At 40.0% G+C, this 15,320-nt stretch carries 13 protein-coding genes; 7 read left to right on the plus strand and 6 right to left on the minus strand.

Translation table 11 applies throughout. The features are described from left to right. The first annotated feature begins 8 nt into the window (after positions 1 to 8). The 3 genes from BACCELL_RS00575 (at position 9) to BACCELL_RS00585 (ending at position 2,501) form a co-directional block, all read left to right on the plus strand. Positions 9 to 1,841 (plus strand): alpha-1,3-galactosidase-related protein, encoded by a 1,833-nt coding sequence (locus BACCELL_RS00575; protein ID WP_007209520.1) that lies wholly within the window; start codon positions 9 to 11, stop codon positions 1,839 to 1,841. A 139-nt stretch (positions 1,842 to 1,980) separates the two neighbouring features. Next, positions 1,981 to 2,142: a hypothetical protein gene (locus tag BACCELL_RS00580; RefSeq protein ID WP_153881259.1), complete on the plus strand. Its 162-nt coding sequence runs from the start codon at positions 1,981 to 1,983 to the stop codon at positions 2,140 to 2,142. Next, on the plus strand, positions 2,139 to 2,501 hold the full coding sequence (locus tag BACCELL_RS00585; RefSeq protein WP_007209523.1) for a hypothetical protein: 363 nt from the start codon (positions 2,139 to 2,141) through the stop codon (positions 2,499 to 2,501). The genes BACCELL_RS00580 and BACCELL_RS00585 overlap by 4 nt, the downstream gene beginning before the upstream one ends. A 565-nt stretch (positions 2,502 to 3,066) precedes the next feature. On the opposite strand, the gene BACCELL_RS00590 is transcribed toward BACCELL_RS00585, so the two are convergent. From BACCELL_RS00590 to BACCELL_RS00600, 3 genes are read right to left on the minus strand one after another with little or no spacing between them, the layout of a single operon-like run. Next, a complete protein-coding gene (locus BACCELL_RS00590) occupies positions 3,067 to 4,470 on the minus strand; it encodes a sialate O-acetylesterase (protein WP_007209526.1) in 1,404 nt (467 codons plus the stop codon). Positions 4,471 to 4,500: 30 nt separating this feature from the next. Next, entirely contained in the window at positions 4,501 to 5,898 is a 1,398-nt protein-coding gene (locus tag BACCELL_RS00595) for a sialate O-acetylesterase (RefSeq protein ID WP_007209527.1), read from the minus strand. A 24-nt stretch (positions 5,899 to 5,922) separates the two neighbouring features. After that, on the minus strand, positions 5,923 to 7,752 hold the full coding sequence (locus BACCELL_RS00600) for a hypothetical protein (protein WP_242577607.1): 1,830 nt from the start codon (positions 7,750 to 7,752) through the stop codon (positions 5,923 to 5,925). A gap of 407 nt (positions 7,753 to 8,159) precedes the next feature. On the opposite strand from BACCELL_RS00600, the gene BACCELL_RS00605 reads away from it, so the two are divergent. Continuing rightward, complete coding sequence (locus tag BACCELL_RS00605; protein ID WP_242577606.1) at positions 8,160 to 9,779, plus strand: sulfatase family protein; 1,620 nt, start codon at positions 8,160 to 8,162, stop codon at positions 9,777 to 9,779. Positions 9,780 to 10,016: 237 nt separating this feature from the next. Further along, positions 10,017 to 10,637 (plus strand): CatB-related O-acetyltransferase, encoded by a 621-nt coding sequence (locus BACCELL_RS00610; protein ID WP_007209530.1) that lies wholly within the window; start codon positions 10,017 to 10,019, stop codon positions 10,635 to 10,637. Here BACCELL_RS00610 and BACCELL_RS00615 read toward each other — a convergent pair. The 3 genes from BACCELL_RS00615 to BACCELL_RS00625 all read right to left on the minus strand — a co-directional run bounded on the left by BACCELL_RS00615 (position 10,596) and on the right by BACCELL_RS00625 (position 13,494). Continuing rightward, complete coding sequence (locus BACCELL_RS00615) at positions 10,596 to 11,219, minus strand: DUF1062 domain-containing protein (protein WP_007209531.1); 624 nt, start codon at positions 11,217 to 11,219, stop codon at positions 10,596 to 10,598. The genes BACCELL_RS00610 and BACCELL_RS00615 overlap by 42 nt on opposite strands. Positions 11,220 to 11,329: 110 nt before the next feature. Next, positions 11,330 to 12,169, minus strand: a complete 840-nt coding sequence (locus tag BACCELL_RS00620) for an RteC domain-containing protein (RefSeq protein WP_007209532.1) — start codon at positions 12,167 to 12,169, stop codon at positions 11,330 to 11,332. A gap of 332 nt (positions 12,170 to 12,501) precedes the next feature. Beyond that, positions 12,502 to 13,494 carry a hypothetical protein gene (locus BACCELL_RS00625; protein WP_007209533.1) on the minus strand — a complete coding sequence of 331 codons (993 nt, stop codon included), beginning with the start codon at positions 13,492 to 13,494 and terminating at the stop codon, positions 12,502 to 12,504. A gap of 499 nt (positions 13,495 to 13,993) precedes the next feature. Here BACCELL_RS00625 and BACCELL_RS00630 point away from each other — a divergent pair, with 499 nt between their 5' ends. Together BACCELL_RS00630 and BACCELL_RS00635 are read left to right on the plus strand one after the other, a co-directional pair. Continuing rightward, a complete protein-coding gene (locus BACCELL_RS00630) occupies positions 13,994 to 14,833 on the plus strand; it encodes an AraC family transcriptional regulator (RefSeq protein WP_007209534.1) in 840 nt (279 codons plus the stop codon). A 16-nt stretch (positions 14,834 to 14,849) separates the two neighbouring features. Beyond that, positions 14,850 to 15,320: PAS domain-containing protein (locus BACCELL_RS00635; RefSeq protein WP_007209535.1), on the plus strand; the 471-nt coding region annotated here is incomplete at its 3' end.

Here is a 15,320-nt window from a genome sequence, read left to right on the forward strand (position 1 = left end):
ATTTATTCATGAGAAAAGTAACGATATGGTTTATTCTATTTGTTTGGACAAGCACTATGTTTGCCCAGAAACGGATATTAATGGAGAATTTAGGAGTTTCACAGGACAAAGATATAACTCCTATAGTGTTAGAGGCGTTGCAGCAAGCTGATTTTAAGGATGCCATACTTGTATTTCCTAAGGGAACGTACCATTTTTATCCTGAAAGGGCTATTGGCAAATATCATGCAGTAACCAATCATGATAATTCCTATAAGTATTTTGCCTTTCCTTTGATTGGCTGTACCAATATTGAAATTGATGGTGGTGGTTCCGATTTCATTTTTCATGGAGTTATGACACCTTTTCTGGTTGAGAACTCTATGGGTATCAAGTTGAAAAACTTCTCTATTGATTGGAAAGAGCCATTTTATCTGCAAGCTGAAGTTTTGGAAAGTAATGCTTTAGAGCAATATGTAGATATTGCGGTAAATCCAATGACAAAGACTGAGTTTGAAGGTAATCGTCTGGGATTCGTGACCAACGGATTATCGTTACCTTTCTTGGGTGAGTCAATGGTGTTTGATCCGAAAACAAACGCTGTGGCTTACAATGCCCAGTCCTATCTGTTGAATGGTGTTGCATCCAGAAAAACGTTTGATCAATCATTGGGAGGGAATAACTACCGTATAAAAGCCAGGTTTGCCAAAACACCTGCCCCTGCCGGTTTGATTTATGTTTTTAAAGGCCCAAATCGTTCCAATCGATTGGCACCGGCCATACATTTAACAAACTCTTCGAATTTACATTTGGATAAACTCAATATCTATCATGCAGGAGGCATGGGAGTCATTGCAGAAAAGAGTGAAAACATCCATCTTAATGAGGTAAACGTAAAACTGCGTGAGGGGAGTGGCAGAATGGTGTCTACTACGGCTGATGCTACACACTTCTGTAATTGTAAAGGAGAGTTAGTAATAGAAAATTGTTTATTTGAGAACATGCTGGATGATGCGAGTAACATACATGGTACTTATGTTAAGATCAGTGAACTGGTTGACAAACATACCATTCGTGCAGGAGTGAATCATATACAACAGTTCGATTACAATTTTGCCAGTTCAGGTGATAAGGTTGAGTTTATTACTAACGAGACTCTTTTGCCTATAGCACCGGCTACCGTAAAAAGCTTTAAGAAAATCAATGACCATCTGTTTGAACTTTCCTTTGTTGAGGAACTGCCAGCTACATTGAAAGTAAATGATGCTGTTGATAATGTTACTTGGTACCCCACTACAATATTCCGTAACAACGTAGTGCGCAACAATCGTGCCCGCAGCATTCTTATAAGTATTCGTAATAAGACGGTGATTGAAAACAATACTTTCTCTTCGATGATGACCTCCATTTTGTTTGAAGGAGATTTGAATCACTGGTACGAATCGGGAGCTGTAGATGATGTTTTGATACGTAACAACATCTTTTATGATTGCGTTTATGGTGGTGGTAAAGGTTCCGTCATCTGGATTAATCCACGCATGAAACAAACTTTAAAAGACCAACCTTATGAGAAGAATATTGTAATTGAAGATAATGAATTCCGTACTTTTGATAATTCCATTTTGAGTGCCCTGTCTGTCGATGGTTTGATATTCCGTAATAACAAGATAATAGAATCGGGTACTTATCCGAAACTATGGCCCGGTCTGCCGGTGATTGAAGTCAGAGATGGGCTGAATACCTTAATTCAGAACAACTCTTTTGAAGGGAAAGAAAAGGCACGTATCGTTATTGATGAAAACTCCAGCCGTTCGCTAAAGATAGACAAAAAGCAAAAGGGATTTGTTATAGACAAGAAGTAAGAATCTTGCAATTGAATGTGATAAGAATATCATTCTTCATTTTAAGTATTGGGCTTTTTACGGAGTCAGTGACTGCTTCCGGATTGAAGGCAGTGAAGTCCGGGGAATGGAATGATCCTACTTGTGGGATAAGGGACGAGTGCCTACGATAGATGATGATGTAGTGATTGATAATTTGAACCAGGTAGTGTATTCGTTGGCAGAAGATGATATGCAGGAGTGTATCCGGTTGTTCCTGAATCTGTATATTGATATAGATTCAGAATTGTCATTAGGAGCAAAAACTGCCAAGAAAAAATGAATATACTAATCGGCGGTATTCTAACGTGCCAAGGAGAGTTGACAGTTGGTGATGGAAACATGCAAGGAGCCTATATGACATTTAATGTAGAGAAGTCTGGAATAGTAGGAAGTGGAAAAGTCATAGTTTCCAATATTAATGTAATATCTGATCAAGCACAATTTGTAGTATCTGTATCACAATTAACTGTATCTAATAATGTTCAGATGGGGGCAAGGGGAGGAAGCTTTGTCTTTACTTCAGAGTATCGTGTGAATATTGGCCTGAATTTGTCTACGGCAGGGCATGCCGGGAGATGGATAGTTGGGGAAAATTGTTATCGAAGGGGAGGTTACTTGTGGCAAACTTTTCTTATGTAATCGTTACCTCTCTGTTCCCAATGGTGGAAGTACTAAACCTCAGGAGACTTTTGTGGCTGAGTGGGGAAATCCTATAATGAATATGTCTGCATTGAGTTATTATTGAGGAATGGGGCTGATTGAACATCTTTCTGATACACCTATAGGACTGATACATGTGATTATATGCTATTGGTAAATGTCTAAAAAAAATATTTGTGAATTCTGTCACTTATTTAGGGTATCTCAGTCGTATACTTAGGTTACCCATTCTGAAGAAGCCATGACCGGCTTCTTCAGAATGAATTTTAATGGAAGGTTCAGTCGAGTTGCCCAATAAGTTTCGTTGTGTGCTGCATTTTCAAACATTTTACTTGTCCATTGATCGAAAGTGAAGCCTTTGGCTCGCATTAGACTGTCTACTTGCTCTTGATAATAGGCGTACTGTTTATCAATTTGCTGGGTACCACGGTTGAAGTATATCTTTTGTTTACTTTCGGGTGATAACTTTTATATTTGGTGCTTTCTTGTACCCGGACAGAGAGTATAAATAATAAAAGAAAATATACGAATACTATTCTCATAATTATTCTACATTATCCCAGTTATCAGTTCTGAATGGTTGTGCCGGCAGACCAAAAGTATTGGTCAGGTTGGTTTCATACCAAGAGTGGAAAGCATATCTCACGGCTATAGGTTCAGGAACCTCCTCGCACTCCACAACCAATTTGGCTTCTTTGTCTACGATCCGAGCTTTGGCAGGGTGGAATTTGCGATCGGCTCCTGCCATCTCGAAACCTGTAATGTTGTAGCTTGTTGGACAAAGTCCCAGAGGTGTATCTTTATAAGTGACGATGGCCCGTCCGTTTTCTATCACTACACCTTCCAGCAAAGGGCCGTGAGCGGGGAAACCTTTCATTTGATAAGCCTCGGAGAGTGCTAAAATAGCAAAACGTTCTCCTACAATATTTGCTTGTGGATAGTGATATTCAAATTCTTTTCCCAAGTCAGTGGTTAACACGATGCCGGAATTGGGTATCATGTCCAAACATTTTATTTGCTGTTCTACAAGGAAGGGTTTGCCTTTGTGACCTTTTCCCGGTGCACTCATTGCAAAATAAAAAGGCATATTAGGATTTTTCCATTCCGTTCTCCACTGTTTCACCATGGCGGTTTTTAGTTGCGCATACAGTTTGTAATTCTGGATATTTCCTTCTCCTTGCGACCACAAGAAACCTTTAGCGCTGAACTTATTAATGGGAGTAATCATACCGTTATAAAGCAGCGAGGGCCGTTGTTGTATTTTCTTTCTTGCTTCAGCTTGTTTTCTGTCCCATCCATCTACTGATTGCAATGCCTCGGGGCTCATCCAGGATTCGATAGAGGAGCCTCCCCAGCAAGATACGATAATGCCTACTGGTACGTGTAAGGTTTCATTCAGCATTTTGGCAAAGAAATAGGCATTGGCACTTAACGTTGGTATGTTTTCTGAATTTGATACTTTCCAGGTTGCATCGCAATCGGATAAGGGCTGAGTGCTGTCCGTTTGCGGAAGCGAGATGAAACGAATATTCGGATAATTACCAGCTTTAGCAATAGTTTCTAATGAATTGTTCGTAGGCTGTCCCAAGAAACCTTGAACAGGCATTTCCATATTTGATTGGCCGGAGCAAATCCAAACTTCTCCTATCAATATATTGTCCAAGATAGTCTTCTCACCATCATCAAACGTTATTTTATACGGACCTCCGGCTTTGGGAGTGTTTACTTCTACCAACCATTCCCCGTTTTCGGAGGCTATGGTTTTATATTTTCTGTTATTCCAGGAAGTGGTTACGGTGAGCGACTTGCCTGGTGTGGCTTTTCCCCAAAGTCTGCATAGACTTTGTTGTTGTAATACCATGTCGTTTCCCATTATATGAGGCAGGGTAACTTTAGCACCTATTGCATTGGCAATGAGAAGCGCTGCAAAAAATAAGAAATGCTTCATTGTATGTTGTTTTTGATTAATGTATTTTGATTACCAGTCGTCTGTTCTAAAGGAAGAGGCTGGTAGCCCGGCTGTATTGAAGAGAGTACCAGTAACAAAACTTTGGAATGCGTATCTCACGGCTACAGGTTGCGGGACATCAGGCGAAGAAACGTATAGGCCTTCTTTAGTTATTTCAGCAGTAGCGGGGTGAAAGACTTTATCTTTTCCGGCTATTTCGAACTCTGTGAGTTTTTTCCCATAAGAGGTTAATCCCTCGGTTGCATGGTCAAAGAATATTCTGATTTTGTCCTTTTTTATTTCCATAGACTTATAAATGGGACCGGTATATTCAAAACCTTTCATGCCGTAGGTCTGTGCTAAAGCTATGTAGGCAAAGCGCTCACCTACCACCTCTTTAATCGGGCCATGCATAAAGGTTGAGTCGCTGATATCCAGTAGTATGGCAATGTCGCAGTTGGGGGTGTTCCGGGCGCAGTTAACTTGTGCTTCCCGCATATACCCCATGACATTGTTGAAAGGGTAGGGAGCTAATTGAGCCAGATTGAAGCTGAAGTCTCCGATTCCCCAGCGATTTCTCCAGTCGTTGACCATGGTTCTAAATAATAGTTCGTAGTTATAATACTGCCTAGAGTTATTGGCTCCATGCCACCAGATAACTCCTTTTATTCCGTAGCCGATGATGGGATGAATCATACCATTGAATAGTTTGTTGGGCAAATGCTGTATTTGAGGTTTCTTTCTGATGTTTTTGGAGGTCTTCAGTTGTTGGGGTATTGATTGTAGGCTTTCATTGCTCATCCATGCTTCAATGGCAGAGCCTCCCCAGTCGGCTTCAATGATTCCGATGGGCACTCCCAATACTTGTCGTAGCATTTTGGCGTAGAAATATCCTGTGGCGCTAAAGTTGGCTACAGATTCAGGACCACATGTTTTCCATTCGCTTTCACAAGATTCTTGCGGAGCATCTGAAGCTATTCTTTTTATCTGGCATAAGCGTATTTGAGTATCTGCAGAAGTGACTATTGCCTTTAATGAGCCGTCGACTCGCTGGTTCTTAAACCCCTTTATGGGCATCTCCATGTTCGACTGTCCGGAACAGAGCCACACTTCTCCGATCAGGATATTGCTGAGTACCTTTTCTTCTCCATCGCTTATTTTTATGTGATAAGGGCCACCGGCTTCAGGGGTGGAAATTTTTGTTTTCCACTTTCCATTCTTGTCGGATGTGGTAGAGAAGACAGTAGAAGTCCAAGTAGGTTGGATGGTTACTTTCTTGTTGGGTGAAGCTGTGCCCCAGATGTTGACATCCATTTGCTGTTGCAGGACCATGTTGTCGTTAAAGATAGAGGCAATTTCAACTTTGGCTTTTAGAGTAGCCACATTCAGAATACTGAATAATAATAAAAGTACTTGATGCTTTTTCATGTGAATCAAATGATTAAGATGTTTCTATTTATTCTTGGATTTAGGGATAAAGACTGCATCTATCGGAGCAATCTTTAGTTTTTCGGAATATTCGGTTATGAAATCGGATAGATGTATTTCTTGCTCTTCTAATGAAGGATTGACACATACGACAGCATTTTCAAACTGGCGAATGATGATATCCGGTCGGTTATAGATTTTTATGGAGTGAATCTGTAGCTGTTCCGTGCCTTTTATCGTAATCGTTAAGGTTTGTTTGCCGGCGGATACTTTCGGCCTTCTGAAATAAAATGAGTTTTCATTCTTTTCGTGGCCCACTAGCCCATAGAGGTCGGTGAAAAACTCTTTGGTCTTTTTTTCTGGTTCATAATCGGGTAAGTTGGAGAGAGAAGCATAAATAAAACGTGGTACAAGATCTGAATTGGCATCGGGTGGGGTAATTGTTTCAGCTTCAATGAAGATTGTGATGTCTCCCGTTGGGAGTTCCACATTTTTTATTGAAAGTGTGGATGATTGAGTGGCGGGTTTTATTATGATTGAGTTTCCTTGGATAGACATACAGCAGTTTTCACCTTTAAGGATGCCTTTGTGTAGTAGCTCTGCAGGAGTTCCGGACAGAAGGTTCGGGGAGGATTTGGCATATCGGATGAGTTCTCCCTGTATGCGTCCAAAACTACAAGGCTGTATCCAGGAGGGCAAGAATGAATAAGAATCGGGTACTGTAGTGTAGGCCCCCAGACAAGAGGCAGTTGCTACTCCAAAACGTCTCAGGCGTTCTGCATGATGCTGGTCGTTGCCGTCCATCAGTTTCAGTACAACATAGCGAAACTGTGGAGAGAGCGGATTGAACTTATCCCAATACAAATGAGTATTTACTGTTCTGGAGAATCCTCTCCAACCATCGTTGTGTTGTACTAAACCTTCTGATTCTATGCCGTTCAATACCCCTACGGCCTGTTGATTAATGGGGTGTTGTCCGTCGCAGGTGATAATAAAATTCTGCCCCATTCGCTTCCGTAAATTTTTTAGGAATTGTAGGTCACCGGCTTGCCATATATTTTGACCATTAATCCATCCTCCGTCAGCTTGACCGTCGTTATTAGTATCCCAACTTTCATGTTTGGACACATCAAAGTAGTTAACGTCAAAAGCAATGCCATCTAATTTCTTTAATATACCGTTGTCTGGATTGAACCAATGATGAATTTCATTCAGAAGAACGTTGGCGGCTGTTCTGCCGTTCTTATCTTTTGGGCAGGCTGATGATAGGTTATAGTAAAACATGACATCGTTTCTCCAGATTCCTCCTGCAATGGGGGCCACGTATGTCTTTCCGGCTTTGAAAGAACGGCTTTGTGTATTTGTCTTTCCACGTTTCAGGATGAGAGTACTTGTAGATGAATCAATGGATTTAATATGAGCTATTTCAGAGTTATACCAAAGTTTGTTGCCCTGTTCGTCCAGTTCTACAAGTAGCACATAGTGTGGAATCCATCGTCTGGGTGACGTATTCCGGTAAACGTATGCTTTTTCGCGAAAGTAGTCGATGGCTTTTACTTGAATGTGAGTTTGAGATGATGTGCAATCTTCAGATAAAAGGCTGCCGGTTTCATATACCCAGTGCCCGGGAAAGTATTTCTTGTTTATTTCCGGATAATCATTCACCTGTCTGGCCTCTCCGTTAAAGTGTAGCAATAAGAGCTTTTCGGGGTATGTCTCTGCAAAGCGATTGAGCCAACTGTACAAAATAGTATCTATTTTAAGTTCTTCGCAAATATATTTTCGAAGGAGTCCCGAGGAGGTTACATATTTCTTTTCCCAAGTGTCATAATCGGTATGAACGTCCCGTTTCATTTCTCCGCGGAAATGAAAAAACTGAGGATATTGGCTGTTAAAAGCTGTTTTGCCTATTAGTTTATTCTGTTGCGAAAATAAGTGAGCAGGCAATATACTTATAAACAATAGAACTAAAAAAGATGTCTTGTTCATAACATAGATTGAGTAATGGTTTTATGAGTGCAAGTATAGGCTTTTTGAATGAGAACCTTTAGAAAGCATGTAACAGATACTCTTATATATGTATCATTCTTAGCTTTTTATACATAAGAGGCAAAGCCTATATGTCCCTGTATCTTCTGATTGTAACCATTGTTGTTCCTGATGTAACCATATTTATTTATCTATTGTCTGTTCGGGACTTAACCTCTATATTTGAAGTTCCTTATATAATTTATAATGTTCAATTCTTAAGTTCATCTTATATGAAGACTTCACTTTTTTGGACTGCGGCTACTACCTTGTTGACTATTGGTTCTGCATCTGCCGCTGTCACGACGTCCAAAGCAGACAAATCGGCTTCTAAAACACGTCCGAATATTCTTTTCTGCATTGCTGATGACGCCAGTTACAGGCACTTTGGAGCAAATGGCTCTTCTTGGGTTAAAACTCCCGGATTTGATCGTGTAGCAGAAGCAGGTATTTTGTTTACGAACTGCTATACGCCTAATGCAAAATCTGCTCCTTCCCGCTCTTGCATTCTAACCGGGCTTTATTCTTGGCAACTTGGAGCGGCGGGTAATCATACTCCTATTTTCCCGGATGATTTGAAAGTGGTGACGGAAGCTTTGGAAGAGAATGGTTATCAGGTTGCTTTTACAGGAAAGGGTTGGGGACCGGGAGATGCAGGTGTTAAAAATGGTGCTCCCCGAAAATTGACGGGTACACCTTATCTGAAACATAAACTGACTCCGTTGACAACAGGAATTAATAAGGTTGATTATTTTAGAAATTTTCAAGATTTCTTACAGGAAAAGGAGGGGAATCAGCCATGGTTCTTTTGGTTTGGATGCTTTGAACCACATCGGAATTATGAATATGGTTCTGGTGAGAGACTTGGTGGAAAAGATAAAACTGTAATTGATGACTTACCTCCCTTTTGGCCTGATAATGACGTGGTACGTACCGATATGCTTGATTATGCCTTTGAAGTGGAATATTATGACAATCTCGTCAATCGTTTTTTGGACGAACTGGAGAAACGGGGGGAGCTGGATAATACTATCATTATAGTGACTTCGGATAACGGAATGCCGTTTCCCCGGAGTAAGGGAAATAATTATGAATATTCCAATCACATGCCTTTGGCTGTTATGTGGAAAAATGGTATTGCCAATCCCGGAAGAAAAGTCAGCGACTATGTGAGCTTTGTAGACTTCGTTCCCACTTTCTTGGAAGTAAGTGATATAGGGGTACAACAATCGGGATTAATTCCTCCTGCGGGGAAGAGCATGGTGGATATTTTCAAAACTTCAAAAGCCGGCATTGTATCAAAAGACTGGCATTATACATTGTTGGGTAGAGAACGGCATGATTATGGTCGTCCGTTGAATCAAGGCTATCCAATCCGTTCCATATTGCAGAATGACTTATTGTATGTTACGAATCTGAAACCGGAACTTTATCCTTGCGGAAATCCGGAAACAGGGTATACGGATTGTGACGGTTCTCCTACAAAGACTGAGATTCTCCGTATGAAACGTTCCGGAGAAAATAGTTACTATTATGACATAACATTCGATTTCCGCCCTGAAGAAGAACTTTATGATCTGTCGGTAGATAAAGACTGTATGAATAACTTGGCTGGGAATGAGAAATATGCAAAGATAAAGAAGGCTATGAGGCAACTTCTGTTCGATGAACTGCGGGCACAGAAAGATCCGCGGTTAGTAGGGGATGGAGATACTTTTGACCGTTATCCATTCTGGAAGAAAAACTCCAATGATTTTTATGAGCGTGTGCAAAGTGGAGAAATTAAAGAACCGTGGAAGATGTCGGGATTTGTATCTCCTACTGATTTTGAAAATCATCCTGACAATAAGTAACCAGATGGGAAAATTATTTCATAACAAGATATCAAGTTACAAGGAAAGCTTGAAGTGAAATAATTGCTATCTTTGCTATGTGATATGAACCATAGTCTTTAATCATCATGAAATGGCAACTTTGTAAATAGCTTCGTTTAGTATGATAGGGCAACAGCTAAGTCTGTTGCCCAACTTGATTGTGACCGTTTCCGTCACAAGATATTAATACTAAACATACCAAAAGAAGTAATTACAATGAATACGAAAACATATCCGCGTACCAATGATTATCAGACTATCTATTTGAATACCATTATCAACAATCCGAATATCATAGTTGGTGATTATACCATATACAATGACTTTGTAAATGATCCGGCTCAATTTGAGAAGAATAATGTCCTCTATCATTATCCTATCAACCAAGACCGCCTGATAATCGGCAAATTCTGTTCTATTGCCTGTGGGGCAAAGTTTCTTTTTAACAGTGCCAACCATACATTGAAATCCTTGTCCAACTACACATTCCCCTTGTTCTTTGAAGAATGGGGATTGGATAAGAAAAATGTAGCCTCAGCATGGGCTAATAAAGGTGATATCATTATAGGCAATGATGTCTGGATAGGCTATGAAGCTGTTATTATGGCAGGCGTGCATATAGGAGATGGATCTGTCATCGCAGCACGGGCAGTAGTAACTAAAGATGTTCCTCCCTACACCATAGTAGGAGGAACACCTGCCAGGAAAATACGGATGCGATTTGAGGGAGAGACAATCGCCAAGCTGCAACAGATACAATGGTGGAACTGGCCTGTTGAGAAGATACGTCAGTCCTTACCTTATATCATGAATGGAACGGTTGACAGACTTACTTAATTCCTCTCTTTGTATTAGAATCATATCCCCATTTTTCACTTTATGTTTCTGAGGTGGTTTGTTGCCTGAAATCGTAATGATACCATCTTCGAACATACGTTTCACCTGATTGGCAGAGAGTGAGAAGCACCTTCTGATTAATGATGATAATTTGAGATCAAACTCAAACCCGCACTTGATGTGGATTTTGATAACCTCATTGGATAGATTCAGCAAATCTTCCAATGAGGTATTAGGAATAACTTCGTATTCTACACTACCATAATTCAGCCTCAGATTATTCTTTCTCTCCATTTCAGTAGAAAAAGCATACTTCCAGGCTGTGTCTTTATCATTCATAGAAAAACTATGGAATAATGTCTTGTCAATCAAATCCGGTTTACTGCGTGATAACAAAGTGAGGTTGCAGGTGTTGTCACACTTCACGCATCTGTAAATCAACCATACATCTATGTTCTTCTTTTGAGCATTCATCCTGAACTTGTCGCTACAATAAAATCGGTCACTATCGCAGTGACTGCACTTCTTAATTAATAAAGGGGTATTCTTCACCTTTACTTCCCATGTAATTGTTGTCTCCATAAATAAGCTATTATCTTTCTTTGCGGGTTAAGTAATTTTCCGGCAAAGTTGGATATTAGCCATTTGCATAATTCACAAGATGTCACAAGACACTATGAAATATTCTTTGTTTACCTGTCAAGTTCGTCCATCATTTGGGTTATTTTCTCTTTCAATTTATCCAGAAATTGTGTCCTGCTTTTCTTCCTGTTCCTGATTTCAAGAAATATCCGGTAGAAATCACCAATCTCAATATCAAAAAGAGTTTCGCAGCAGAAAGCGATTTCTTTCAGGTTCGTGTTACCATTATTAAAGCATTTTCCGGCATATAGTGCATAAATGAATTCTACCAATGAAACCTTACTTTCCGTCCATTGCAATAGTTTGCTTTCTATGATGGAGGCGAACTTAAGGTGTAGTTTCTCCGATAACGCATCAATCTCCGTGGAGAGATAATGAGTGAGTTGTTTATTTGCTAAGATCTCTGCTACGCTGGAATCATGCAAAGTGGAAAAAGAAGTATCTCTGTCCAACGAGTGGCAGTGAACATCTGAAAGGATATCATAATGCTTTCTCATGAAATACAGATGATCTGAGTCTGTTTTACAGGCCTGATAATAGTTATAGAAATTCTTGTCCGAAGAGATATTCTTCAGACTTTCATATTCCTCCTTCAGGTATTTATATTGAGCTGACGGTGATTTCCCGATCCGATTCCTTTCAATCTGATACAGACGGATATAAAATATCAGCAGACCGGATATTTGCGGTTTCCGGACTTTAAAGAAAAGAATCTCCTCCTCAGGATTAATAAACTGATAGTCCGCAATGGTTGCTTTTAGCCGGGCGAGTGAAGTCTGTATGAAGCCGACTATTTGCTTTATCTTATCAAGGATATCAATATCTTGTTGCTCAATTCTTTGGATTTCTACTTCTATGTCTTGCTTAATGTTCTTTACGAAATTCTCCATTCGCATTCAGCGCATCCATAACTTTCAGGCGGTTGCTGCGAAGCCTGCTAAAAGTCTGAATAGCAAATTACAATTGCCTTGCAGAGACAATGTAGTTAATACTAAAAATGATAAAATGAAAAACCTGTCTGAATAAGAATTATTCAAACGAAAGAAATTAGCCTGTGGTTTGTGAGGCTAATATTAAGCAATAACAAATTTAAGAATTGTACCCAAAATAGTTGCTTTTAGAATTCGGGGCAAATATAGTCCTTTTTTTGTAAATCCCCTAAATCTACAGTCAAAATGTAGATTCAGAGGATATTGAGTATAAAGAGTATTGAATTGAACTATTAGAATATATATTGTACACCAAACTGGTATCCGATATACAGTTGTTGCAGTTTGGTAGACCCAGTCTTTTTCCATAAGGAATGGTTCGGGAATATTTTGCTGTTGCTTACATCTTTGGTCATCATGTAGTTTATGCCTACCCCTCCGAATAACTCAATGTGCTTCCCGATTCTGAAGGACGGAATGAGTGAGTATCCAGTATTCAAAACAGGTTCATCCGAATCGTTTCCGATGGTTGAGGCTTTAAGTTCATTGTTAATCCTGAACCAGGAGGTAACAGGGATATGAGCACCGAATCCACCTTCAGCCACCAATGAGTTATTCTCAGTTTTATGGTTATATCCAACGCCTATAATGCCATAAGTGTATCTGCCGCCCGAACGGAATGTGGCTACCGTACTTCCCAATGCATCATAAGTGACAGCAACTCCCATCTCACCATTTTTAATGATGTTGATTAATCCGATGGGGCAGTCACTCTTATCCGCTATATTAACCAGTCCGGCAAATTGTACGCCATTGACCTCTTTTGCAATGTTGACTAATCCGGCAACCTGCAAACCGTTTACCTCTTTTGCAATATTGACTAATCCGGCGAATTGGAACCCGGTCATTGCAGAAGCTGTATTTGCCAATCCTGCCATTTGGAAACCACTGAACTTATTCTTATTTATATTAGCCAGTCCTGCGGACTGCACTCCCTGTCCGTCATTTCCTACATAGTTTGAAAGTCCTGCCATTTGGAAACCTTTGGCATCATTCAGAATAATGTTTGAGATACCTCCCCAGGTGAATGCCTCTTCGTTTCTGGAAATGCCTACAAGTAAGTTGAGTGAAACAGTATTCGTATATTGATGCGAATAGGCTCCATTGGTACTTAGGGGCGGGACAAAGCTCAATTGAAATACGGTTTTCTTGTCTTCATTGGATTGAGCAAACAATGCGCTATAAACTAATACACATAGTATTAAAACTAAAATCTTCTTCATCATTTTGGTTTTCTTTGTTATTAATCTTTATATTTCTATCATCTTGATTTCGGTTACAAAAGTAAGTTTAATAATTCTTCCTTAGAGAGTTTGTAGACGAACCATACTGTTTCTTATGACGAAATGATGAAAATGAGTGATTATTCCCGTAATTTCTTTGGTATGATACAATCCTCAACATGCGATAAACTAACTCCCGGAATGCAAGAATCTATTCTCGAGGATTCATAAAACTATTCATACTATAACTGTTATTGAATCTTACAACAACTGTGCTACTTTCTTACAATAGTTATAATTCTATCTTACAACAACTGTTGTAAGAATAAAAATGTGCATTCTGAGAATTAGTTTCTTGCATTGTGGCGATTACTTCCTTGCATCGTTGCTATTCTTTTTGTTGGCACCGAAATTTGCTATTCGCGTTCTATATCTTGCATCCTGAAATTTGCTTGGGTATAAATTAGTATCTTTGTTATTCATTTTAACCACGACATTTCAGATGGATGGCAATTTTTATATATATACCGATCTCTCTGCCCTTCCTGTAGATGAACATGAAGCGTATTTGGCAGAAGGATTTGGTGGAGTTTGCACAGGTGGAACGGCTGTAATAGAGGTTTTTTCAGTCAGCCGCCGGATATCTAAAAACGACCTGGTGACAGTTTTGCCGTTACAGTCAGTATTAATCCGTGAGGTAAGTCCCGATTTCTCTATGACTTTCTTCAAAATAGATAAAACGATGTTCTTGGATACCATGAGTAGCCTGGGGAAGATTACTCCTGATTTTTTCTTTTATATGCGGAAGAATTTCCAGGTTCGGTTGACTCGGGGTGAAGTTCAGAGATTTCTTGGCTTCTGTCGTGCAATTGATTTTCGGAACAGTTCTGACGATCCCGCTTTCCGGCGGGAAACCATATTGCACTTGTTGCGTATCTTTTATTGGGATTTCTATGTTCATTTCCGCAAGACCGTAAGCCGGGAGGGAGTTTCCATCCCCTTGAACTCTAATAAGGAGAATATTGCTTTCCGGTTTGCAATGCTGGTCTATGAACACTATAAGCAACATAAAGAAATGGCGTTTTATGCGGACAAGCTGTGCATAACTCCTCAATATCTGACCCGAGTTATTCAGGAGGTAAATGGTCAGTCGGCCCGCGAGTTACTTGCAGATCATGTTGTACTGGAGGTGAAGGCACTGCTTCGAGACGCTAATCTTGACATAAAAGACATTGTGCGGCAAACGGGGTTTTCAAACCAATCGTCGCTAAGTCGCTTTTTTCGCCGGCATACGGGTATGTCTCCGACAGAATACCGGCGTACAATTCACATTATTCGCTAACTACAAAAACTGATAAATGGAACGACTGGAAACACAAACTTGCAATGGAGATAGTACATCTTTTGAAAAAGAGATGCTGGCATTGTTAGATGAGCAGATTTTCTTGACAGATAGCGTGTTCGCCCGTCTGCCGATGGGTGTGGAAATTTACGATGCGTCAGGTATACTCCGTTGCTTAAACGAACGGGCACGGCTTATGTATGGTGTTAAGCTCGATGCGGTAATCAACAAAGTCAATCTGTTTGAAAGTCCTTATGTGGACGAGGCGCTTTTAGCGAGAATTCAATCCGGAGACGACATTGTACTTGAATTTGAATATGATTTCGACCGGATGAATAAAGAGTATTTCCATACTTCCAATAAAGATACCATTATCTACGAGGTCAAGATTGTTCCGATAACCAATAAGCAGGGGACTATTGTAGGCCATATATTGCTCACCAATGATGTGACTTCTACCAAAGAGGCGGAGTATCGGACTGAAGAA

It is taken from the genome of Bacteroides cellulosilyticus DSM 14838 (assembly GCF_000158035.1).
Taxonomy (GTDB): domain Bacteria; phylum Bacteroidota; class Bacteroidia; order Bacteroidales; family Bacteroidaceae; genus Bacteroides; species Bacteroides cellulosilyticus.

Excerpts from the sequence above, each read along its gene's own strand:
- BACCELL_RS00625 (WP_007209533.1), bottom strand. The coding sequence starts at position 13,494 with ATGATGAAGAAGATTTTAGTTTTAATACTATGTGTATTAGTTTATAGC.
- BACCELL_RS00605 (WP_242577606.1), top strand. The coding sequence starts at position 8,160 with ATGAAGACTTCACTTTTTTGGACTGCGGCTACTACCTTGTTGACTATT.
- BACCELL_RS00615 (WP_007209531.1), bottom strand. The coding sequence starts at position 11,219 with ATGGAGACAACAATTACATGGGAAGTAAAGGTGAAGAATACCCCTTTA.
- BACCELL_RS00585 (WP_007209523.1), top strand. The coding sequence starts at position 2,139 with ATGAATATACTAATCGGCGGTATTCTAACGTGCCAAGGAGAGTTGACA.
- BACCELL_RS00595 (WP_007209527.1), bottom strand. The coding sequence starts at position 5,898 with ATGAAAAAGCATCAAGTACTTTTATTATTATTCAGTATTCTGAATGTG.
- BACCELL_RS00590 (WP_007209526.1), bottom strand. The coding sequence starts at position 4,470 with ATGAAGCATTTCTTATTTTTTGCAGCGCTTCTCATTGCCAATGCAATA.
- BACCELL_RS00630 (WP_007209534.1), top strand. The coding sequence starts at position 13,994 with ATGGATGGCAATTTTTATATATATACCGATCTCTCTGCCCTTCCTGTA.
- BACCELL_RS00620 (WP_007209532.1), bottom strand. The coding sequence starts at position 12,169 with ATGGAGAATTTCGTAAAGAACATTAAGCAAGACATAGAAGTAGAAATC.
- BACCELL_RS00575 (WP_007209520.1), top strand. The coding sequence starts at position 9 with ATGAGAAAAGTAACGATATGGTTTATTCTATTTGTTTGGACAAGCACT.
- BACCELL_RS00600 (WP_242577607.1), bottom strand. The coding sequence starts at position 7,752 with ATGAAACGGGACGTTCATACCGATTATGACACTTGGGAAAAGAAATAT.
- BACCELL_RS00610 (WP_007209530.1), top strand. The coding sequence starts at position 10,017 with ATGAATACGAAAACATATCCGCGTACCAATGATTATCAGACTATCTAT.